Genomic DNA, 21,138 nt, shown 5'->3' with positions numbered 1-21,138 from the left:
CAGACGCCCACTAGTGCAAATATCAGAGCTGACCTCAGATCGCCCCCATGCTGTTCCGGTCGAAGTTATACCTTGGCAGAGTAACATCCGAGGAGAAAAGGAATGCACAAAGGGCTGTTGCATTTCAGCCAACTCGACCGAACGCATTCAAGCGCGGAGAGTGGCATGGCTTGATCCAGGCACGTCGTCCTGACGCAACTCATTCGCCCAGCAACCTATGATTCCTGTCGAATTCATGAACTGCCCGCCCTGGTTCCTGGCCGTACAGACGTCTTGCTCATTAGCTGGGTTTCCAGTCAACTGAGGCCGCACAGATGGCGATTTCAGGAGGACAGAATCAAGTCGCACGCTGCTTGGGTTGCGCGTATCCCCCACCGTTGATTCTGCATAACCCCTAGCAAACCCACTCAAAACCAACTAAAGCCAAATATTCCCCGGATTTTCACTTGACGATGCCACACAATCGGGCATAAAGTCATGGAAACACAGATCAATGTGTTGCAGGTCATGAGGAATTGCGGAGGCAAGAATGTTCGCCGAAGAACGACACCGGCTGATCGTTGAGCAGCTGGAAGCTGACGGGAAAGTAACCGTCGCCCAGCTCGCGCAGCGCTTCGATATCACCCGGGAAACCGTGCGGCGGGATCTGGCCCAGCTGGAATCCGAGAACTACCTGCGCCGCGTCCACGGCGGAGCGGTCACCATCACCGAAGCCAGCACCCGCGAGGAAAGCTACGTGGTGCGCACCGCCATCCATTCCGAGTCCAAGGCCCGCATCGCCCAGCGCGCCCTGAGCCTGCTTCCAGTCTCCGATGCCTCGGTCATCATCGACGCGGGAACCACCACGGAAATCCTGGCCGAGCGCATGCTCAAGAGCACCGCGGGCACCGGACTGGTGGTCATCACCCACGCCCTGCCCATTGCCTCGGCCCTGGTCCACAGCCCGGATATCGCCTTGGAGCTGATCGGCGGGCGGGTCCGCGGCATCACCGGCGCCTCCAGCGGGGCCCGCACCGTGCAGGAGTATTCCCAGTACCGGGCCGACATCGCCTTCATCGGCACCAACGGGCTGCATGCAGGATTCGGCCTAAGCACCCCGGACCCGCTGGAAGCTGCCGTCAAGCGCGCCCTGGTCGCCAGTGCCCGCCGCGTGGTGCTGCTGGCCGACGGATCCAAATTCGACCAGGAAACCCTGGTCTGCTTCGCCCGGCTCGAAGACATCGACACCCTGGTCACCGACCAGCAACCCGGCACTGAACTTGCCGCTGCGCTGGAAGCGGCGGATGTCGAGGTGGTGATCGCATGATTATCACTCTGACCGTCAACCCGGCGCTGGACAAGACCATCGAGCTAGGCGCGCCACTGGCCCCCGGCGCCGTGCAGCGCGCGGCTTCCAGCCACGTCCAGGCGGCAGGCAAGGGAGTGAACGTCTCGCGCGCCATTGCCGCGGCCGGTGTTCCCACCCTGGCAGTGCTGCCCGGAGCCGGCACCGACCCGCTGATTACCGCGCTGTCCCGCGACCAGCTGGCGCACCGGAACCTGCCGATCACCGAAGCGCTGCGCACCAACACCACCCTGACCGATCCCGATGGCACCACCACCAAGATCAATGAGCCAGGCCCTACCCTGGACGCCCAGCAGCTGGCCGATCTCGGCGACCTGGTCGCCGAGGCCGCCGCCGGCGCCAGCTGGATGGTGATGGCCGGTTCGCTGCCGCCGGGAGTTCCTGCCAGCTTCTATGCGCAGCTGACCGCAAAGCTGAGGGCGGCCCTGGGCGGGAAGTGCCCGAAGATCGCCGTGGACACCTCCGGCGCACCGCTTCTGGAGCTCTTCGCCCACAGCCAGCAGCACATCCCGGATCTGATCAAGCCCAATGCCGAGGAGTTGGCGCAGCTGGCGGGCGGCTACGGCGAGGCGGCACTGGAAGGCTCCCGCGAGCTGGCCACCGGCTGCGCGCAGCAGCTGCTGGACCGAGGCGTCGGCGCGGTACTGGCCACCCTCGGGGCGCAGGGCGCACTGCTGGTCACCAAGGCCGGTGCCTGGCACGGATCGCACACCCCGATCACCCCGCGCAGCACCGTGGGGGCTGGCGATTCCTCGCTGGCCGGCTACCTGCTGGCCGATGCTGCAGGGGCCAGCGCCCCTGAACGGCTGCGCAATGCCGTCGCCTACGGGGCCGCCGCCACGCAGCTGCCCGGCTCCACCATCCCGACCCAATCCGATCTCACCGTTGGCGCCGTCACCGTCCACGAACTTACTTCAACGCAAGGAACCGAGTCATGAGTGAACTAATCACTGCAGAGCTCGTGCTGCTCGATGCCGACCTGGGCAACAGCACGAGCGAGGTCATCGAGAAGCTGGCCCTGCTGGTGGCCAACCAGGGGCGCGCCACCGACGCCGCCGCCCTGGCCGCCGATGCCAAGGCCCGCGAAGCCAAGACCGCTACCGGGGTGCCCGGAGGCATCGCCATCCCGCACTGCCGTTCGACTGCGGTGACCGAGCCGACCCTGGCCATGGCCCGCCTGGAACCGACGGTGGACTTCGGCGCCAAGGATGGCGAAGCCGACCTGGTGTTCTTCATTGCCGCCCCCGATGGCGCCGACCAGGCCCACCTCAAGCTGCTCTCCAAGCTCGCCCGCGCCCTGGTGAAGAAGTCCTTCACCGCCTCCCTGCGGGCAGCAGCCAGTGAAGCCGAGATCGTGGAACTGGTGCGCGCGGTGGTTTCCGATGCTCCGGCCGCGGCTCCTGCCTCCCTTGCTCCGGCCGCCCCCAAGAAGAAGTCGATCGTCGCGGTCACCGCCTGCCCCACCGGCATCGCCCACACCTACATGGCCGCCGATTCCCTGGCCCAGACCGCCGAGCAAATGGGTGTCGGCTTCGCGGTGGAAACCCAGGGTTCCTCGGGTTCCACCCCGCTGGACCCGGCGGTCATCGAAGCCGCCGACGCCGTGATTTTCGCGGTAGACGTCGATGTGCGCGACCGCGGCCGCTTCGCCGGCAAGCCGGTGATCCAGGTTCCGGTCAAGCGCGGCATCGACGAGCCGAAGAAGCTGATCAATGACGCCATCGCCGCCTCCGAAGATCCCAAGGCGCGCCGCGTTCCCGCCGGTGCCGCCGCATCCGGCGAGGAATCCGGCGGCAGCGAATCCTTCGGCGCAGGCCTGAAGCGCGCGCTGCTCACCGGCGTCTCCTACATGATCCCGTTCGTCGCCGGCGGCGGCTTGCTCATCGCGCTGGGCTTCCTGCTCGGCGGGTACTCGATCAGCAACGTGGCCGATGGCGTGCTGGGTTCCAGCACCCTGTTCAACTTGCCAGGTGCCGAGATCATGGCGAAGCTCGATACCCCGTTCGGTCCGCTGGGCGCCTATCTGGGCGCCGTCGCGTTCAAGATCGGTTCCCTGTCCATGTCCTTCCTGATTCCGGCGCTGGCAGGCTACATCGCCTATGCCTACGCCGACCGTCCGGGCATCGCCCCGGGCTTCACCGCGGGTGCCGTGGCAGGCTTCATGGGTGCCGGATTCATTGGCGGCATCATTGGCGGACTCATCGCTGGCCTGGCCTGCCGCTGGATCAATTCCTGGACCGTGCCACGCTGGCTGCGCGGGCTGATGCCAGTGGTCATCGTGCCGTTGCTCGGTTCCATCATCGCTTCGGGCCTGATGTTCCTGTTCCTTGGCGGGCCGATTGCCCAGCTCACCGAAGCCCTCAACGGCTGGCTGGCGGGCATGTCCGGCACCGCGGCGGCGATCCTCGGCCTGGTCCTGGGCCTGATGATGGCCATCGATTTGGGCGGGCCGATCAACAAGGTCGCTTATTCCTTCGCGGTAGCCGGCTTGGGCGCCGGTTCGGTGGCCGAGAACCCGGCCCCGCTGATGATCATGGCAGCCGTGATGGCTGCCGGCATGGTTCCGCCGCTGGCGATGGCCCTGGCCACCGCGGTGTCCCCGAAGCTGTTCACCGGGGCGGAACGCGAAAACGGCAAGGCGGCCTGGCTGCTGGGTGCCGCGTTCATCTCCGAAGGCGCCATCCCCTTCGCCGCGGCCGACCCGCTGCGCGTCATCCCGGCCTCCATGGTGGGTGCCGGGGTCACCGGCTCGCTAATCATGAGCTTCGATGTGCTCTCCCAGGCACCGCACGGCGGCATCTTCGTCTTCTTCGCGATGGACAGCACCTGGCCGATGTTCCTGGTGGCCACCTTGATCGGCACGCTGGTTTCCGCGGCGCTGGTGATCATCCTGAAGAAATATGTCCGCAAGGCCCCCGCACGGGCCGCTGAAGAGGCAAAGGCCGCAGCATGAGCCAGAAATTCACCGGAGTAGGCGTCAGCGCCGGACGGGTCATCGGATCCGTGCGCCGCATGCCCGACCCCATCTTCCCGCCCGCCGACGGCGCGCCCCTGCCAGCAGGTTCCAGCGCGGAAGCCGAATCCCTGCGCCTGGCCGAGGCCACGCAGGCGGTCGCCGCGCAGCTCAAGGAACGCGCGGCGCAGGCCACCGGCGATGCCCAAGCCGTGCTCAAGGCCACCGCGCTGATGGCCAGCGACCGCACGCTGCTCAAGTCGGCCACCAAGCTGGTGGCATCGGGCACCTGCGCCGAATCGGCCATCTGGGAGGCCGCCGACGCGGTCGCCACGCAGCTGTCGGCGCTCGGCGGCTACATGGCCGAACGCGCCGGGGATGTGCTCGATGTGCGCTCGCGCATCGTCGCCGAACTGCGCGGCGTGCCCGCCCCGGGCATCCCGGACTCGGACCAGCCCTTCATCCTCGCCGCGGTGGACCTGGCTCCGGCCGATACCGCGACGCTGGATCCGGCCAAGGTCCTGGCGCTGGTCACCTCCGATGGCGGGCCGCAATCGCATACCGCCATCATCGCGCGCTCGCTGGGCCTTCCGGCCATCGTGGCCGCTGCCGGCACCACGGCGCTGGCCGATGGGGACCATGTCTTCGTGGACGGCATCGACGGGCTGGTCATCACCGGTCCCGGCGAGGCCGAAGAGCACCTGGCCGCCACCTACGCCAACCGCGAGGCGCTGCCGGAGTTCTCCGGCACCGGGCAGCTGCGCGACGGGCACCGCGTGCCGCTATTGTCCAATGTCGGCAGCGGCGACGACGCGCAGCTGGCCGCCGCGGCGGGCGCCGAGGGCGTGGGCCTGCTGCGCACCGAGTTCTGCTTCCTGGGCAAGGACAAGGAGCCCTCCCATGACGAGCAGGTGGCAGCCTACGGTGCGGTCTTCGCCGCCTTCCCCGGCCGCAAGGTCGTGGTGCGCACCTTGGATGCGGGAGCGGACAAGCCGCTGCCCTTCCTGACCGATGCCAGCGAGCCGAATCCGGCCCTCGGCGTGCGCGGCTACCGCACCGACCTGTCCAGCCCGGGCGTGCTCGAACGCCAGCTGCAGGCCATCGCGCAAGCCGCCGGCGAGCACCAGGCCGAAATCTGGGTGATGGCGCCGATGATTTCCACTGCGTCCGAAGCGCAGGAATTCGCGCAGCTGGCCAAGGCCGCTGGCCTGGCCACCGCCGGGACCATGATCGAGGTCCCTTCGGCGGCGGTGCTGGCAGGCCAGATCCTGCAGCGCTGCGATTTCGTCTCCATCGGCACCAACGACTTGACCCAGTACACCATGGCCGCGGACCGCCAGCTCGGTGCCCTGGCCGAGCTCAACGACCCCTGGCAGCCGGCAGTGCTGCACCTGGTGGCCGCCACCGCCGCCGGTGCGCAGGCGGCCGGCGGCAAACCCGTCGGGGTGTGCGGCGAAGCGGCCGCCGACCCGGCGCTGGCCGTGGTGCTGGTGGGCCTGGGCGTGGACACCCTGTCCATGAACAAGCGGGCGTTGGCACCGGTTGCCGCGGTGCTGCGCACCGTGGACCTGCCCACTGCGCAGCGCCTGTCCCAGCTGGCCTTGGACGCCGAGTCAGCCGAGGCGGCACGCACTGCCGTGCGCGCGCAGTTGGGCGAGCTGGACCGATTTGGCCTCTAGGCCCCCCGAATTTACCGCAATCAACCGTTCAATAGATCCTGAAGGAGCCATCATGGCAGAACGTACAGCAATCATCGGCAGCCGCGTCGGCCTGCACGCCCGCCCGGCAGCCATCTTCGCCGAGGCCGCGGCCGAGGCGCCGGTCGAGGTCACCATCGCCCTTCAGGGCGAGCCCGTGGACGAGGCGCTGGATGCGTCCAGCATCCTCTCGCTGATGGGCCTGGGCGCGGAATACGGAACCACCGTAGTGCTGCGTGCCGAGGGCGAAGGAGCCGAAGCTGCCCTGGAGCAGTTGGCGGCCATCCTGGAAACCGACCACGACGCCGAGTAGCACGAAGCCGAGCTCCGGGGACCACGCGCCATCGCGTGGTCCCCGGAGTTATTTAATTACCATCCACTGATTGACAAAGCTCAATCAGTGGATGGATGATAGTTCCTACGCACTACCGCAGGAGCTTCCATGAGCGCGCTCAAAACCTCTGCACTGCGCCTCATCAAGCCGTTCGCCTACCGCGACTACGCCCTGCTGGCCAGCGCACTTGTCCTCTCCACCTTCGCCGCCGGCATGTGGGCCGTGGCAATGGTCTACCAGGTGCGCCAGCTGGGCGGCGGGCCCATCCAGCTTTCTGCCGTGGCCACCGCCAGTGCCGCCGGGCTGCTCTGCTTCGTGCTGTTCGGCGGGATCATGGCGGACCGCCATTCCTGCCGGCGCATCGTGATGCTGGTCGAGGCGCTGTCGCTGGCGGTCATGGGCATCACCGCGGTGCTGGCCATGGCCGGTGCCCTGGAGCTGTGGCACCTGATGCTCGCCGGCTTCTGCGGCGGGGCCGGGTCGGCCTTCTTCTACCCCGCCTACTCCGCACTGCTGCCCAAGATGCTGCCCGCCGAGCAGCTGCTGGCCGCCAACGGATTGGAAGGGACAGCCCGGCCGGTGGTGCACACCGCCCTGGGCCCGATGGCCGCCGGATTCGTGGTGGCGGGACTCTCGCCGGCGCACGCCATCGTCGGCATCTGCGTAATCCACCTCGCGGCGCTGCTGATGCTGCGCCGGATCCCCAACCGCCAGGCGTACAACGCGCCAGGCCCCGTTGACGGCCAGGGACAGCCGGGGATGTTCCGGCAGCTGCGCGAAGGCATCGGCTACACGGTGCGCACCCGCTGGCTGCTGTGGACGCTGCTGTTCTCGGTCATTTCGGTGTTCACCTTCATCGGGCCCTTCGAGGTGCTGCTGCCCTTCATCGTCAGCGGCAACCTGCACGGGGACGCGAAACTGTTCAGCTTCGCACTGGCCTTCTTCGGCCTCGGTTCGGCGATCGGCTCGCTGCTGGTCGCGTCCGCGAAATTCCCGCGGCGCTACTTGAGCTTGATGACCGCCTGCTGGTGCCTGGGCACCTTGCCCCTGGCCCTGGTGGGCTACGTCGATGCCGCGTGGATGCTCTTCGCGATCCTGCTGGCCTTCGGCATCACCGACGCCGTGGGCATGGTCATCTGGGGCACCTTGCTCCAGCGCCGGGTTCCCGGACACCTGCTCGGGCGGATCTCCAGCCTGGATTTCTTCGTTTCGCTGGCGCTGATGCCGCTGTCCATGGCGGCGGCGGGACCTTTGACCCAGGTGCTCAGCTTGCAGGCGATATTCGTCATTGCCGGCCTCGCCTCGCCGCTGTTCGGAATCATCGCATGGTGGGCCGGGAAATTTGCCCGCGACGAAATAGCGCATCCGCTCTCGGACCCCGTTCCGGCGGAGCTGGACGGCGAGCGCAGTTGACCGGTTGCGACCAGCTGGCGCTGGGCCGGCGCTGATCAAACTCCCAGCAGATTTTCGCGTGTAGTTCCCGGGCACGGACCGGGCATGACGGGAAGGTGGAAGGATGACTTCTCGATTGCCCGACATGGCGCGCCTGGCCCTGTTGGCGCTGGGCCCGGTATTCCTGGTTTCCTGTTCCCCTGCACCAGCGCCTGCTCCCGATGCGCAGCCCACGGGCTCCGCGGCAAGCGAGCAGGTGGATTGCGCCGTGGCTCGATGCGTGGCGCTGACCTTCGATGACGGACCTGGCCAGTACACCGGGCGGCTGCTCGACGAGCTGAACGCCGCGGATGCGCCAGCCACCTTCTTCATGGTCGGGAAGAACATTGCCAAATACCCCGACGCGGTCAAGCGCATGGCCGCCGAAGGCCACCAGCTGGGCAGCCATACCTGGGACCATGCGGATCTCACGACGCTGACCAGAGAACAGATCCAGCATGAGCTGGGATGGACCAGCGAAGCGGTAGAAAAGGCCTCCGGCCACGAGCCCACCGTCTTCCGCCCGCCCTATGGGAATCACGGTGCCGTCTATGACCGGCTGGTGCCCTACCCGTTGGTGCTGTGGGATGTTGACACCCTGGATTGGAAGCACCACGATCCGGAGAAAACGTTGCGCATCGCCATGGACGAAGTCCATCCGGGCTCCATCATCTTGATGCATGACATCCATGAGAGCTCGGTCAAGGCACTGCCGGATCTCGTGGAGAAGCTGAAGGCCGAGGGCTACACCCCGGTCACCGTGGACCAGCTATTCAATGGCCAGCTGGAGAATTCGACGGCCTATGCTTCGGCTCCTGCTCCCGGCGCGACGAAATAGTTTTGCGCCGCGCAGGGTGCTCAGGGGGCCTGCTCTGCGTACAGCCGCAGCTGGTCCAGCTTGTCCCCTTCGCTTTCGCGGATATTTGCCGCCAGCTCCTCGCACTGCTCCACCGTCAGATCCGGGTTGATGATTGCCACCTGCAGCACTACCTCGGTATGCCCCGCGTCGTCCTTCAGGTCGTAGCGGTAGGAGAGCCCATCGGGATTCTCCGAGGTGTGCAGGATCAGCAAGCGGTTCTCGATCAGGTCATGGACGCGATACACGCGTTCATGGCCGGCAACGCGGTATACCAGCTGGGTGCCGACCTTGAGCTGCGGGTCGTCCGAATGCATGGAGCCGATCCCATGGATCCACAAGGGTGTTGCTGCCCAATCGGTAAGCAGCTCCCAGACACGGTGCACCGGCAGGTGAATGACCACGGTGCTCTCGAAAACGCTGAACTGGCTCATATCCGCATAGTGCCACCCTGGGCGGCCAAATGGAATAGCTTCATGGCTGTTGGCATGCAATCCGGTTTCCGGCCGCCCGCAGCAAAGGCCGGCACCCAGCGCCCGTACGCTGCTGGGTGCCGGCCCCTGGGCGGCAGAAGGCTTACCAGTCTTCTTCGTCGTCGCCATCCGCCTCGGAGATACCGAGTTCCGGCTCATTCTCGAGGTCGAAGTTGTACCAGGCCTCGGTGAAGTCAACCATCGCATCCAACGCGTCCTGCGCGTCGGAATCCAGGGCTTCCAGCGCCTCTGGGCTGTTGAGCACTGCGGTCACCGCGAGGAATGGGTGATTATCGAAGTAATCGGTGGGGGTGGCCTCCCCATTGAACGTCAAGGTCTCGCTCTGCGCGAAGAGGTCGACGTACTGAGCCACTGCCTCGGGCAGACGGCTCAGATTAATGCCAGTCAGGGACTCATTGTAGATTTCAGCAGTTGCGTCAGCCCACTGCTCAATGAGCTCTTCGCTCATCTGTGCCATCAGATTATCCACCTCGTGGTTGGGGTTCTAGTGCTCACGGGAATCGGTAGCAATTCATCTTATTTCTTCAGCGGGCGCGTGCCAAGACAGAAAGGCCCACGGCGTTGTGATCTTTTCCGCGTAGGTTCCTGCTCACTGGTTCGGGACGCCGAGGGACGGAATATCGGGCATGTCCGGCAGCGAAGGGATCGAGTATTCACGGGGCTGGGAATCCGGAGTTTCCACATCCTTGAGCTGATTCAGCAAGTCTTCGTCGAGGACGCTATCCTGGCTTGGATGACGGGGCTCCGGGGGCGAATCCAGCGAACCCTCCACTCCCGATATGAGCAGCCCCAGCGAAGCAGCCGCGGCAAACAGCCCGGCGAACAGATGCACCCCGATGAAATACAGGCCGCCGATATTGCCGCGAAGCATGGCCAAGTTCCGGTTTTTGGCCGAGGAGCTGACAGCCAGCCCGTAGGCAAAGGCATTTTCCTTGAATCCAAGACGGACTTGGGCTGCCAGCAAGGAAATGCCAGGCACCAGCAGTCCGGCGGCCACCGATCCGGCTGGCACGGCAGCGATCCTGCTTTCATTGGCCAAGCAAATCCCTAAGAGCACTAGCTGGATGAGCGCCAGGCACGCCCGCTTCCAGAAGCCAGCCGCGTGCAAGCCGCTGCACCGGACCAGGTACCGGCGTTGCTCGTGGCGGTCGGAGCCCTTTCTTGGCGGGCCAGCATTTTCTTGCAGGATCCACAGTGCTCCTAGCTGGCTTGCCAGCACACCGAGCAGCATCACGATGATGCCAGCCACCGGCAGGAAACAGCCCAGGACCGCTCCGCTCGTGCTCAGGAGCCAACCAATCCGGTAGGAGCGAATGGCTCGGGGCAGTTTGGGGAAGCGCGCATCAATGTCCTTGGCGTAGCCGGCGGGCAACGACCTGGCCGCCTTGATGTACGCCTTCTTGTTCCACCATCCAAAGAGCCCGGCCACGATGGCAATGGCGGCAATCGCCAGCAGCGCCCCGGTTCCACCAGCCCGCTGCCCCAGGGCGGCGGCAACTGCCAGCACCGGAGTGAAAAGCCAGAACCGATTAGCGTAGGCAGTTTGCTTCGCAACGAAGGTTTCCGCGTAGTCCTGATGCAGGCCTTCGTTCATCGGATCCATGGATATCAATCCGCGCAGCACATCGCCTTGTTCCCCGACGATTTTTTCGCCATTGCCGATACTTCCGGCCGCCCGCAACAGCCCCTGGTGATTGGGGTCGATCTGCAGCCCGGATTGGAGGAATCCGAGTGCCGCCAGGTTGTCATCTTGGGCTTCGGCAGCAATTGCCGCGCCCTGGTAGTAATCGGGGTTCCCCGGCTCCAGCCGAATCGCGTGCTCGATGGCTTGGCGGGCCAGCACCCTGTCGTCGTTGCTCCGAATATCGCTGAGCGTGATCATGCTCAGCCAGTAGTGCCCGTTGCCGTATTCCGGTTCCGTTTCGATTACCTGCCGGATCGCCAGCAGCGCCTCCTCCCGTCGATGCTGGCGCATCAGGGCGACGGCCAGGCACTCCCCGGCCACCGGGTTGGCAGCATCCAGATTCAGCCCGGCTCTGGCAGCGGACTCCGCTTCGGCCCACTGCTTGAGGCTCAAATGGCATGACGAATAGAGAATCCAGAAGGCAGGGACCTGATGGTGCTCGTTGAGGTTATCCTTCAGCAAGGCAATCGCTTCGGTTTCCCGTCCGATCGCCAGGTGGTGGGTGATCCGGTGATGCAGTCGCTCGAATTCCATGCGGTGTACTCCCCCGGTGCTTTCTAGAGCATGTTCTGCGAAACCAGATACTCGGATAAATCATCGTAGCGGCCATGCTGGTTGCTGAAGCGCACCACATTTCGCGCGGATTCCAGCCACGGCAAAGTCGACGCCTTGATTTCCGCCAGGGCAGTTCTGATATGGCTCATGTCCAAGGGGAGAACCTCGTTGCGCTCGATGGATTGCATCATTGCCTTCTCGGCGGCAGTGGTGCATACGTGCTCCAGGTCCGCACCCGAGAACCCGTCGGTCTGTGCCGCAATCCATTCCAGGTCGATTCCGGCAATCGGGCGGTTCTTCAAGTGGTACCGCAAGATGGACTCACGTGCCGGCGCGTCCGGCGGAGTCACCAGCAGGGTCCGGTCCAACCGGCCTGGACGCAGCAGTGCTTCGTCCAGATCCCATGGGTGGTTGGTAGCCGACAGAACGTAAAGGCCATCGTTGTTTCCCGCAAGCGAATCCATTTCGATCAGCAGCTGATTGACCATCTGGCGCATCCACGCGCCCGATCCAGTCAGCGAACCGCGGCGGATGCCGATGGCATCAATCTCATCGATGAAGAGAACCGTTGGAGCATTCTTGCGGGCCCGGTCGAAAATCGCCTTGAGCCGCTTTTCCGTTTCACCGATGTAGGAGTCAACCACATCGGTAATGGTGACAGACATGAAATTGGCTTTCAGCTCACCGGCCACCGCGCGAGCCAGGAAAGTCTTGCCGCATCCCGGTGGCCCATACAGCAGCAGCCCGCCGCGCAATGATTTGCCAAAAGCCTTGGCAATTGTGGCGTTGCGCATCGGTGCCAGGAAGGATTCGTCCAGGCGGTCCTTGACCGCCTGCAATCCACCCACATCATCCAGGGTGACACCCGTTCCGGCCGGGTTCTCGATGGGAGCTTCCGGGGCATCGGACCCCGCATCTGAGCGCAGTGGGACCCGTCCTTCAATAAAGGGCGCCGGCAGCGAACTGCCGAGTTCCTTGGAACCCGCTTCCCAGTCGTAGCCTGGTGGCGTATCGTTCTGCTGGTTTCCAGCCGGCGCGGCATACGCTGCGGGTTCGACGGGCGCCTGCGGGGCCATCGCTGCGGCCATCGACGCGCTGATCGTTCCAAGCCTTCCCAGCGCGGACGCGTTCCCCGGATCCTGCTGCAGCACGATGCTGACATGGGACAGCGCTTCGGCGGATCGACCGGCACCATCGAGCTGTTCAGCCAAGTGCAATCGCAGGGCATGGTCGTCCGGCGCTGCTTCTACGGCCCGGAGAAGGCTAGCAATAAGGGCATCGTTCATTCTAGGGCCGCTCCACGGTTGAAGGTCTCGGTCTGTTGCCTCTGCTGGTTAAAGCATCCAGCGGGTATCGCTAGAAACGACACCCGCTGGAATTATACGTCGCAGACCCGACTGTTCGCTGAGCGCACCCAGTGCCTAGTAGGCCTTGACTCCCTGCTCTACCACCAAATGGATCAACGCGAATTTCTTGTTTTCGTCAATGGCCTTCAGCGCATTTTCCAGGGCAGCCGGGACATCTGAATCATTCTCGACGCGGACGCCGAACCCGCCGAAGGACTGCGCCATCAGCGCGAAGTCGGGATTGGCCAACTGGGTTCCGGAAACCCGTTCCGGGTACTGGCGTTCCTGGTGGGTGCGGATGGTGCCGTACTGCTGGTTGTCCATGACGATCACCAGCGGGGTGGCGCCGTACTGGGCAGCGGTAGCCAGCTCCTGGCCATTCATCAAGAACTCGCCGTCACCTGCGATGGTCACCACGCGGCGCCCCGGGTAGTTCAGCGAAGCGGCGACGGCGGAAGGAATCGAGTAGCCCATGGAACCGTTGCGTGCCGAGAGCATCGAAGCGTAGCCGTTGGTTGGGAAGTAGCGGTGGGCCCAGTTGGTGTGCTCGCCGGCGCCGAAGGTCACCAGGGCGTCTTCGGGCAGGGATCCAACCAGATTAGCCATCATGGTCGCCATCCTCGCCTGGCCCGCGGAAGGCTGCGCTGGTGGAAGTTCGGCGAACTTCTCCTGCTCGCCGCGCATCCGGGAAGTCCACTCCTTCCAGGATTCCTTGACCGGCAAATCCATCAGCAGCAGGTCGCGAACGAAGACATCGGGCTTGGCGACAATCTGGTGCGATACCGGGCCGGAACGTCCGCGCAGCGACGGGTCGATGGTGACCAGGAAGTTCTTCTTGTCCCAGTTCTGGCGGACATTGAAGCCGTCGGTGATGACGTCGCCTGGAACCGTGCCGACGAAGATCAGCAGATCAGTCTCTTCCAGCAGGTCATAGGTCGGCTTGGGGCGGCCGTAGCCGATCGGGCCAACATAGGATGGCGAGTTGAAAGGCACGGTACCCTCGCAACGCCATTCGGCAGCGGCTGGCAGGTCGTGTTCCTCGAGCCAACGGGTGAAGTCCGCTGCGCCTTCGTGGGACCAGTCGTTGCCGCCGAAAATGAACAGCGGCTTATCCGCTTCCTGCAAGGCAGTATTCAGCGCCTTCCAGTCGGTCACGGTCATGCCGCCGGTAGCCACCGGGATTTCCGGATGGACTTCGGCGGAAACTTCGTTGCGGATGATGTCTTCTGGCAGGCCGACGACCACCGGGCCCGGGCGTCCGGACATGGCAGCGAACATGGCCTCGGCGACGACTTCGCTGGCGCGATCGGCGTGGTCCAAGATCATCACGCGCTTGGCGCCGGTGCCGAACCATGCCTTGGGATCGAATTCCTGGAAGGCTTCCTTTTCACGGTGCTCGAACGGGATCAGGCCCACGAACAGCACCAGCGGGGTCGAATCCTGCCATGCGGTATGCAGGCCGACGTGGGCGTTGGCAGCCCCCGGGCCACGGGTCACCATGGCAATGCCGGGGCGCTGGTGCATCTTGCCTTCGGCTTCGGCCATGTAGGTGGCTCCGCCTTCGTGGCGGCAGACCACGGTTTCGATTGGCGAGTTGTGCAGCCCATCAAGGACATCCAGGTAGCTTTCACCCGGCACCACGTAGGCGCGTTCCACGCCGTGCGCGGCAAGCGTGTCGACAATGACGTGTCCGGCCGACTTCTTTGTCAGGCCCTGACCATTTTCACTCATCTTCTAGGCGTCTTTCTGGTTTCGAGAAATCGTCTGACGCAACGGCGGAGAAAACGGCCCTGCTGGCCAATGATGCAACGCTGCGTCAACGTGAAACAGTACTAAACAAGCTGCGATTGCACACATTGCCGATCGAATGCTACGCATATGTGACACGATGCCGTATGTGAATCATATTTGAGTGCAAAATGTCTAGAAAGTTTCACTGAATGGAACGGTTTGCTTCGTCACATTGCGGCTGGCCAGAGCAGTGCGGTGGGCAATGTTCGCGATTTCCATTGATCGGCAGCGCCAGCGCTAGTAGCCTGTGATGCAACAAAAGTTTACTTAAGGTAAGCGCTGCTTTTATCCGGACATCGAGGTTCTCCATGGAATTCATCAACGGCGCGATTGTCGCCGCCTACCTGGCCGCAATGCTGGCCTTTGGCTGGTGGGGCAAATCCCGCACCAAGAACAGCAGCGACTATCTGGTGGCCGGCCGGCGCCTGGGCCCCTTCCTCTACACCGGAACCATGGCGGCGGTGGTGCTCGGCGGAGCCTCGACCGTGGGCGGCGTTGGCCTGGGCTACAAGCACGGGATCTCCGGCATGTGGCTCGTGGTGGCTATTGGCGCAGGCGTGATCCTGCTGTCGCTGGCTTTCGCCCCGACGCTGCAGAAGCTCAAGGTCTTCACCGTTTCGCAGATGCTGACCCTGCGCTACGGCAGCGCGGCGGCAACCAATACCTCCGGCATCGTCATGCTGGCCTACACGCTGATGCTCTGCGCCACCTCAACCAGCGCCTACGCCACCATTTTCGTGGTGCTCTTCGGCTGGGAGAAATGGCTGGCCATCGCCATCGGCGGCGCCATCGTAGTCATCTACTCCACTATCGGCGGCATGTGGTCCATCACCCTGGCCGACCAGGTGCAGTTCATCATCAAGACCATCGGCATCTTCGCCCTGATGCTGCCCTTCTCCATGCATGCCGCCGGCGGCCTGGATGGCATCCGCGAGCGCATGGGCGCCGAATTCTTCAGCTTCACCGGCATGGGGCTGCAGTCGATCATCACCTACTTCGTGGTCTACACCCTGGGCCTGCTGATCGGCCAGGACATCTGGCAGCGCGTCTTCACCGCCAAAACCCCGAAGGTCGCCCGCTGGGGCGGGATGACCGCCGGCATCTACTGCATCTTCTACGGAGCTGCCGGCGCACTGATTGGCATGGCCGCAAAGGTGGCGCTGCCGAATATCGCGGGCGCGGCGGAGAACAAGGACGTGGTTTATGCCGAGGTCGCCACTCAGCTGCTGCCAGTTGCGGTGGGAGGTTTGGTCATGGCCGCAGCCGTGGCCGCGATGATGTCCACCGCCTCCGGGGCGCTGATCGCCGCCGCAACCGTGGCCCGCACCGATGTCACCCCATTTGCGGCCAGCTGGTTCGGCAAGCGCGTGGAAGTGAATACCGATGAGAACCCCGAGCATGATGTTCGCGCCAACCGCATCTGGGTGATGGCGCTGGGCGTCGTCACGGTCACCTTGGCAATCCTGGTGGACGACGTGGTCGCAGCACTGACCATTGCCTACGACATCCTGGTGGGCGGATTGCTGGTGGCAATCATCGGCGGCCTGCTGTGGAAGCGCGGCAACGGCACTGGTGCCACAGCCTCCATGGCGGCAGGATCAATAGCCACTTTGGGCACGATGATCATCTTGGAGATCCAGGCTGAGAACAAGTTCGATGGCGTCTACGCCAATGAGCCGATCTACTACGGCCTGATCGCTTCGGCAGTAGCGTTCATTGCTGTTTCGCTGTTGACCAAGCCCACTAACCGGCAGGTGATCGAGCACTGGAACCTGCGAGTTGCCGGCAAGACCCACGACACTCCGGCCAGCACTACTGCACAGGAGCCAACGTACTAGGCCAGTAAGCAACATCGAAGCGAACCCTTGTATTCGAGCCTCGGGCTCAGTGTTGCTCAGCCGTGATCACTACTGAGCACGGGGATCGTTTTGCTCCTCGATATTCGGCGCCGCAGAATTGACTGCGCAGGACTCCAAGTGGGCTATGAAATTATGAGGCCACATTTCAGTAGGGCCCTCTTTGCCGGACAGGAACTTGCAAACGCCAGTTTTGCAGCGTTGGAATCTGGGCATCTTTATCGTTCCCGCAAAGTTGAAACACTTCATTGCCGCTCTGTCGCTGATGCTCAAACTTTTCATCACCTGACGACGGGGTGCACACGGCCACCATCACCGACCACGGCTGCTCAAGTACCTGACCGTGAACCTGGCCTTGGGAAACTGCGACATGCACGCTGGGAACATCGGGCTGACCATCGACCGCGGAACCGCACGACTGGCTCCGGCCTACGATGTGGTCCCCACTGCCGTATGGGAGCACGCCGACCGAGAGCTGTCCCTGTACGTAGGCACCGGCGTGCACATCGACGAGGTCAACGGCAGGCACTTGATGGACGAAGCGGCCTCTTGGGGGTGTTCCTGCGAAAATTGCCGCCAGGCAAATACGCACTACCCTGAAGGCAATGCTGGATGCGCTCCGGGAGCTCATCGAAAATCACGCGCAGAAGGCTGGTTCACCCTCATGCTCCTCGACGTTGCCGCTGACACCAGAGAGCGCATCGACCGGCTCATCCCGCCAAGCACATAACCACTAGGGGGTTGCCACCTGGCTCATTCCTCACTGACTTCTCGCATGGTCGCATCGATAGCAGATTCGTCTGGCTCCGGCTTTCCATTAGGGAATACGAAAGATGCCGCACCTCGTTTGCCGACTGCCAGAACCTGTCCGCATCGTTTCTGATAATGACTGCGCTGAAAGTAGCCTCTTCTGGCATTCGGCTTCCGCCTTGATACGTTCAGGTGTTGGTTGCGCATGTCCGTCACTACGACCATGCGCTTTTCAATCCTAGGAATTCCGCTTGACGTGACAGAAGCTGGTCACCTGCTCGGCTCAGGGCCGTGCACACGAAAAAGGAGCTATCACAGTTCATTCATTGATGAACTGCGATAGCTCCTAAGTCCCGGGAACCTAGTCCTGGATCAGATCGTGGCGCACGATGGTCTGATCGCGGTCCGGTCCCACGCCGATGGCGGAGATCCGGGTGCCGGAGATCTTCTCCAGGGCCAGGATGTAGTTCCTTGCGTTCTCCGGAAGCTCTTCCATGCTCTGCGCACCCGAGATGTCCTCGGTCCAGCCCGGGAAGTACTCGAAGATCGGCTTCGCGTGGTGGAACTCGGTCTGCGTCATCGGCATTTCGTCATGGCGCACGCCGTCAACGTCGTAAGCCACGCATACCGGGATCTGCTCGATGTTGGTGAGCACATCCAGCTTGGTCACGAAGTAGTCGGTGAAGCCGTTCACGCGCGAAGCGTGGCGAGCGAGCACGGCGTCGTACCAACCGCAACGACGCGGGCGTCCGGTGTTTACGCCGAATTCGCCACCGGTCTTCTGCAGGTAGAGGCCCATGTCGTCGAACAGCTCGGTAGGGAACGGACCAGCACCCACGCGGGTGGTGTAGGCCTTGATGATGCCGATGGAGCGGGTGATGCGGGTCGGGCCGATGCCCGAACCCACCGACGCGCCACCAGCAGTCGGGTTGGAGGACGTCACGAATGGGTAGGTACCGTGGTCCACGTCCAGGAAGGTGGCCTGGCCGCCTTCCATCAGCACGACCTTGTCCTCGTCCAGAGCCTTATTCAGCTCGTAGGTGGAGTCGATGACCAGCGGGCGCAGGCGCTCGGCGTAGGAGAGGAAGTACGAGACGATTTCCTCGACCTCGACGCTGCGGCGGTTGTAGATCTTGACCAGCAGCTCGTTCTTCTGGCGCAGTGCGCCTTCGACCTTCTGGCGCAGGATGGACTCGTCGAAGACGTCCTGTACGCGGATGCCCAAGCGCCCGACCTTATCCATGTAGGCCGGGCCGATGCCGCGTCCGGTGGTGCCAATGGCACGCTTGCCCAGGAAGCGCTCGGTGACCTTGTCCATGGTCTGGTGGTACGGGGCCACCAGATGCGCGTTGGCCGAGACACGCAGCTTCGAGGTGTCGGCGCCGCGCGATTCCAGGCCGTCGATTTCTTCGAAGAGGGCTTCAAGGTTCACCACGCAGCCATTGCCGATAATCGGAGTGGCGTTCGGGGAAAGGATGCCGGCAGGAAGGAGCTTAAGCTCGTACTTCTCTCCGCCGACGACCACGGTGTGCCCGGCGTTGTTGCCGCCGTTTGGCTTCACTACATAGTCAACCTTGCCACCGAGCAGGTCGGTAGCCTTTCCTTTACCCTCATCGCCCCATTGGGCTCCGACGATCACGATTGCTGGCATGGGATCCTCCCCCTTGCAAAAAGCAGTGGTTACGGCGTGCTTAGCGCCGTCCCGGCACGGTGCCGGGCAAAAAATATGCCCCTGTCCTGCTCACTGAAACCCGGAGGTCCGTTGCAAGAGTTAGGGGCTCTTACGACCAAAGTTTACCGAAACGATTAGCGAATCTCGAGTTGCACGTCACGAAGTCGGGGTTAATCATGGATATCAACGAGTTTCTCGCGCAGACTTGACCCTGACACAGTGTGAGGGCGGAGAACTGAAGCATGTTATCCATCGGGGCGTTTGCGCAGATCGGCCAGGTTACCCACCGCATGCTGCGGCATTGGGATACTGCCGGCCTGCTCACCCCCGCCCATGTGGCCCCGTTCAGCGGCTACCGCTCCTATGATCCTTCCCAGCTTCAGCGTTTGCATCAAATCGTCGCCTTGCGGGATTTGGGGTTCGGGCTCGAAGAGATTTCCATAATCCTGGATCAGGGAGCAACAGCTGGAAAAATAGCCGAGCTTCTGCACATTCGCCGGGCGCAGGTTGAGGCCGAACACCAGTTGGCCACACAGCGCTTGGCAGACGTGCAGCGGCGCCTGCACTTGATCTCCAAGGAGAAGCACATGTCACGTATTGAAATCATCCACAAGCCATTGCCCGCGGTGCGCTTGGCCGCAGGCCGTTTCACGGTGGCCGAGCAACCTGAAATCGCCGGTCGCGTCGGTCCCCTCTTCGACAGAATCGCGCAGTCCCTTCAGGGCCAGAGCCTTGCCACCCCCATTGCGCAATACGATGGCACCGAGGATGGCGTAGAGGTCATTGCCGGATACGCCACTAGCGCTATGAACCTCGCCGGGGTCGAGATCATCGAGCTTCCTGCAGTGCCCGAGGCGATCTGCGGGGTGCACTTGGGAGCCATGGACACCATCCATGAAAGCTGGCAGGCCGTGCACGAGGAAGTCTTGGCCCGCGGGCTAGTCCCATCCGGTCCGTGCCGCGAAGCCTATGTGCGCGCCGTGTCGGAAAACCAAGCGGATTGGGTGACCGAGCTGCAGCAACCGGTCAGCAAGCCTCAGCCAACCAGCTGATGCGGGGCCTCCAGCAGGTCTCCCACTACGCTGCGCGCGGCGCCGACCAGCGCACCGGTTTGGCCCAGCGGCGAACACAACAGCCGCGCTTGGGCGGCGATGCTTGGCGCGTGCACCTGCAGGCTGGCTTCCATGGCAGGACGCAACCACTGCTCCAGGGCGGCAAAATGCCCGCCAAAGACCACGGTGGAAACGTTGTACAGGCGCATGGCCGAGGCTACGGCAATTCCCAAGGATTTTCCGGCCTCGGCCACCGCGCCCACTGCCGGTTCGGCACCGGTTTCCAGCGCTTGGTAGAGCCGGCCAATTCGCTCCTGGCGCGATTCGCTATCGGCAACCGCCCCGAGGTTGGCAGCGGCCAGAATAGCTTCCTGCCCGGCGACGGTTTCCAAGCAGCCACGCCCGCCGCAGCTGCACGCCTTGCCATCGGGGGCGATCACCACATGCCCGAGTTCGCCGGCATGCCCCTGGGGTCCGACAAAGAGTTCAGCGCCGATGATCAATCCGCCGCCAATGCCCACTTCCCCCGAGACAAAGAGGAAGTCGCGGTCCTGGGCCGCCATCAATTGCTGCTGGGCCAGCGCCGAGGCGTTGGCTTCGTTAAAGAGCCTGAAGCGGGTTTTGGGTTCGGGCAGCAGCGCCGCGACATCCAGTTCCTGCTCCACCCAACCGAGGTTAGGGGCCTGCAAGACGGTGAACTGCTCCTCGTCCACCAAGCCCGGGACGGCGAGCGCTCCGCCAAGAATCGCCAGTCCTTGGGATTGGGCCGCTTCTTGCAGATTGCGGCTCAGTTCCCCCAGCGCGGCGAGCACTTCTCCGGAGTGCGAGCGGTGATTGGTGCGCGGCCGGATTTCGTGCGCCAGCAGTTTCCCGCTCAGGTCAACTAATCCGGCGGCAATGTAGTCGACATTGATTTCCATGCCCATCACGCAGCGCGCGGGATTGAGCACCAGCCCCACCGAGGGCCGTCCGCGCTCCCCGTCGCGGTGCACGCCGATTTCAATGGCCAACCCGGCAGCCAACAGGTCGGCGACCAAGCTGGAGACCGAGGCCTTGGTCAATTGGCTGCGCTGGGCGATATCAGCTCGCGATAGCCTCCCGGCATCGCCGGTGCCGGCAATCACCGACAGGACCCTGGCCAAGTTGGCTTTGCGCACGTCCCCGACGTTGCCCGGGGCGGAGGATGCTGCGGCTCGGGCGCTGGACGCTGGTTGGCGCATGCCTTCTCCTTGTGGAAATTCCTGGAATGGATTTGCGGGTTTCGCTATTGACTCTAGCGTATTGCCACCCATATAGTTCAGAACATAAACTAAATGGCGGAA

Annotated in this window: 17 protein-coding genes and 1 pseudogene; 10 read left to right on the top strand and 8 right to left on the bottom strand. The window is 63.6% G+C overall.

From position 1 onward, the window contains the following. Positions 1–529 precede the first annotated feature (529 nt). From ACWICV_RS15410 to ACWICV_RS15380, 7 genes are all read left to right on the top strand, one after another. Positions 530–1,306 (top strand): DeoR/GlpR family DNA-binding transcription regulator, encoded by a 777-nt coding sequence (locus ACWICV_RS15410; RefSeq protein WP_454091292.1) that lies wholly within the window; start codon positions 530–532, stop codon positions 1,304–1,306. After that, positions 1,303–2,283, top strand: a complete 981-nt coding sequence (locus ACWICV_RS15405) for a 1-phosphofructokinase family hexose kinase (protein ID WP_454091291.1) — start codon at positions 1,303–1,305, stop codon at positions 2,281–2,283. Before ACWICV_RS15410 ends, ACWICV_RS15405 begins: the two co-directional genes overlap by 4 nt. Next, a complete protein-coding gene (locus ACWICV_RS15400) occupies positions 2,280–4,298 on the top strand; it encodes a PTS fructose transporter subunit IIABC (RefSeq protein ID WP_454091290.1) in 2,019 nt (672 codons plus the stop codon). Before ACWICV_RS15405 ends, ACWICV_RS15400 begins: the two co-directional genes overlap by 4 nt. Continuing rightward, complete coding sequence (gene ptsP, locus ACWICV_RS15395; RefSeq protein WP_454091289.1) at positions 4,295–5,977, top strand: phosphoenolpyruvate--protein phosphotransferase; 1,683 nt, start codon at positions 4,295–4,297, stop codon at positions 5,975–5,977. The genes ACWICV_RS15400 and ptsP overlap by 4 nt, the downstream gene beginning before the upstream one ends. Positions 5,978–6,029: 52 nt before the next feature. Further along, positions 6,030–6,308 (top strand): HPr family phosphocarrier protein, encoded by a 279-nt coding sequence (locus ACWICV_RS15390; protein ID WP_105657931.1) that lies wholly within the window; start codon positions 6,030–6,032, stop codon positions 6,306–6,308. Between the two features lie 129 nt (positions 6,309–6,437). Continuing rightward, complete coding sequence (locus ACWICV_RS15385) at positions 6,438–7,742, top strand: MFS transporter (protein WP_454091288.1); 1,305 nt, start codon at positions 6,438–6,440, stop codon at positions 7,740–7,742. 103 nt (positions 7,743–7,845) lie between these two features. Beyond that, the gene (locus ACWICV_RS15380) at positions 7,846–8,598 is read left to right on the top strand and encodes a polysaccharide deacetylase family protein (protein ID WP_454091287.1); all 753 of its coding nucleotides are present in this window, start codon (positions 7,846–7,848) and stop codon (positions 8,596–8,598) included. Between the two features lie 20 nt (positions 8,599–8,618). Here the strand turns inward: ACWICV_RS15380 and ACWICV_RS15375 are convergent, their stop codons facing one another. From ACWICV_RS15375 to ACWICV_RS15355, 5 genes are all read right to left on the bottom strand, one after another. After that, a complete protein-coding gene (locus ACWICV_RS15375; RefSeq protein WP_166650869.1) occupies positions 8,619–9,050 on the bottom strand; it encodes an SRPBCC family protein in 432 nt (143 codons plus the stop codon). Between the two features lie 142 nt (positions 9,051–9,192). Next, positions 9,193–9,567: a hypothetical protein gene (locus ACWICV_RS15370; protein ID WP_454091286.1), complete on the bottom strand. Its 375-nt coding sequence runs from the start codon at positions 9,565–9,567 to the stop codon at positions 9,193–9,195. Positions 9,568–9,699: 132 nt separating this feature from the next. Then, positions 9,700–11,328, bottom strand: coding sequence for a hypothetical protein (locus ACWICV_RS15365; RefSeq protein ID WP_454091285.1), 1,629 nt, complete (start codon positions 11,326–11,328; stop codon positions 9,700–9,702). A 23-nt stretch (positions 11,329–11,351) separates the two neighbouring features. After that, positions 11,352–12,635, bottom strand: a complete 1,284-nt coding sequence (locus ACWICV_RS15360; protein ID WP_454091284.1) for an AAA family ATPase — start codon at positions 12,633–12,635, stop codon at positions 11,352–11,354. A gap of 135 nt (positions 12,636–12,770) precedes the next feature. After that, positions 12,771–14,426 carry a thiamine pyrophosphate-dependent enzyme gene (locus ACWICV_RS15355; RefSeq protein WP_105657924.1) on the bottom strand — a complete coding sequence of 552 codons (1,656 nt, stop codon included), beginning with the start codon at positions 14,424–14,426 and terminating at the stop codon, positions 12,771–12,773. 368 nt (positions 14,427–14,794) lie between these two features. On the opposite strand from ACWICV_RS15355, the gene ACWICV_RS15350 reads away from it, so the two are divergent. Next, positions 14,795–16,324: a sodium:solute symporter gene (locus tag ACWICV_RS15350; protein ID WP_402473725.1), complete on the top strand. Its 1,530-nt coding sequence runs from the start codon at positions 14,795–14,797 to the stop codon at positions 16,322–16,324. Positions 16,325–16,661: 337 nt separating this feature from the next. Next, positions 16,662–17,072 (top strand): annotated as a pseudogene (locus ACWICV_RS15345) (HipA domain-containing protein); the annotation flags it as partial. 23 nt (positions 17,073–17,095) lie between these two features. Here the strand turns inward: ACWICV_RS15345 and ACWICV_RS15340 are convergent. Then, positions 17,096–17,299, bottom strand: coding sequence for an NUDIX domain-containing protein (locus tag ACWICV_RS15340; protein WP_454091367.1), 204 nt, complete (start codon positions 17,297–17,299; stop codon positions 17,096–17,098). A gap of 154 nt (positions 17,300–17,453) precedes the next feature. After that, on the bottom strand, positions 17,454–18,743 hold the full coding sequence (locus tag ACWICV_RS15335) for an adenylosuccinate synthase (RefSeq protein ID WP_388024618.1): 1,290 nt from the start codon (positions 18,741–18,743) through the stop codon (positions 17,454–17,456). A gap of 263 nt (positions 18,744–19,006) precedes the next feature. On the opposite strand from ACWICV_RS15335, the gene ACWICV_RS15330 reads away from it, so the two are divergent. Beyond that, complete coding sequence (locus tag ACWICV_RS15330) at positions 19,007–19,816, top strand: MerR family transcriptional regulator (protein WP_400291074.1); 810 nt, start codon at positions 19,007–19,009, stop codon at positions 19,814–19,816. On the opposite strand, the gene ACWICV_RS15325 is transcribed toward ACWICV_RS15330, so the two are convergent. Beyond that, on the bottom strand, positions 19,801–21,036 hold the full coding sequence (locus ACWICV_RS15325) for an ROK family transcriptional regulator (RefSeq protein WP_454091283.1): 1,236 nt from the start codon (positions 21,034–21,036) through the stop codon (positions 19,801–19,803). The two genes, ACWICV_RS15330 and ACWICV_RS15325, sit on opposite strands and share 16 nt — an antisense overlap. Positions 21,037–21,138: the final 102 nt, after the last annotated feature.

Source organism: Glutamicibacter sp. NPDC055354 (assembly GCF_053644955.1).
The sequence above is the reverse complement of the archived record's forward strand: the minus strand, read 5'-3'. Positions and strand labels throughout refer to the sequence as shown.

What these genes read in the sequence shown, in the direction of transcription:
- ACWICV_RS15405 (WP_454091291.1), top strand. Translation starts at nt 1,303, where the DNA reads ATGATTATCACTCTGACCGTCAACCCGGCGCTGGACAAGACCATCGAG.
- ACWICV_RS15330 (WP_400291074.1), top strand. Translation starts at nt 19,007, where the DNA reads ATGTTATCCATCGGGGCGTTTGCGCAGATCGGCCAGGTTACCCACCGC.
- ACWICV_RS15355 (WP_105657924.1), bottom strand. Translation starts at nt 14,426, where the DNA reads ATGAGTGAAAATGGTCAGGGCCTGACAAAGAAGTCGGCCGGACACGTC.
- ACWICV_RS15400 (WP_454091290.1), top strand. Translation starts at nt 2,280, where the DNA reads ATGAGTGAACTAATCACTGCAGAGCTCGTGCTGCTCGATGCCGACCTG.
- ACWICV_RS15360 (WP_454091284.1), bottom strand. Translation starts at nt 12,635, where the DNA reads ATGAACGATGCCCTTATTGCTAGCCTTCTCCGGGCCGTAGAAGCAGCG.
- ptsP (WP_454091289.1), top strand. Translation starts at nt 4,295, where the DNA reads ATGAGCCAGAAATTCACCGGAGTAGGCGTCAGCGCCGGACGGGTCATC.
- ACWICV_RS15375 (WP_166650869.1), bottom strand. Translation starts at nt 9,050, where the DNA reads ATGAGCCAGTTCAGCGTTTTCGAGAGCACCGTGGTCATTCACCTGCCG.
- ACWICV_RS15340 (WP_454091367.1), bottom strand. Translation starts at nt 17,299, where the DNA reads ATGCGCAACCAACACCTGAACGTATCAAGGCGGAAGCCGAATGCCAGA.
- ACWICV_RS15325 (WP_454091283.1), bottom strand. Translation starts at nt 21,036, where the DNA reads ATGCGCCAACCAGCGTCCAGCGCCCGAGCCGCAGCATCCTCCGCCCCG.
- ACWICV_RS15410 (WP_454091292.1), top strand. Translation starts at nt 530, where the DNA reads ATGTTCGCCGAAGAACGACACCGGCTGATCGTTGAGCAGCTGGAAGCT.
- ACWICV_RS15385 (WP_454091288.1), top strand. Translation starts at nt 6,438, where the DNA reads ATGAGCGCGCTCAAAACCTCTGCACTGCGCCTCATCAAGCCGTTCGCC.
- ACWICV_RS15365 (WP_454091285.1), bottom strand. Translation starts at nt 11,328, where the DNA reads ATGGAATTCGAGCGACTGCATCACCGGATCACCCACCACCTGGCGATC.
- ACWICV_RS15390 (WP_105657931.1), top strand. Translation starts at nt 6,030, where the DNA reads ATGGCAGAACGTACAGCAATCATCGGCAGCCGCGTCGGCCTGCACGCC.
- ACWICV_RS15380 (WP_454091287.1), top strand. Translation starts at nt 7,846, where the DNA reads ATGACTTCTCGATTGCCCGACATGGCGCGCCTGGCCCTGTTGGCGCTG.
- ACWICV_RS15335 (WP_388024618.1), bottom strand. Translation starts at nt 18,743, where the DNA reads ATGCCAGCAATCGTGATCGTCGGAGCCCAATGGGGCGATGAGGGTAAA.
- ACWICV_RS15370 (WP_454091286.1), bottom strand. Translation starts at nt 9,567, where the DNA reads ATGGCACAGATGAGCGAAGAGCTCATTGAGCAGTGGGCTGACGCAACT.
- ACWICV_RS15350 (WP_402473725.1), top strand. Translation starts at nt 14,795, where the DNA reads ATGGAATTCATCAACGGCGCGATTGTCGCCGCCTACCTGGCCGCAATG.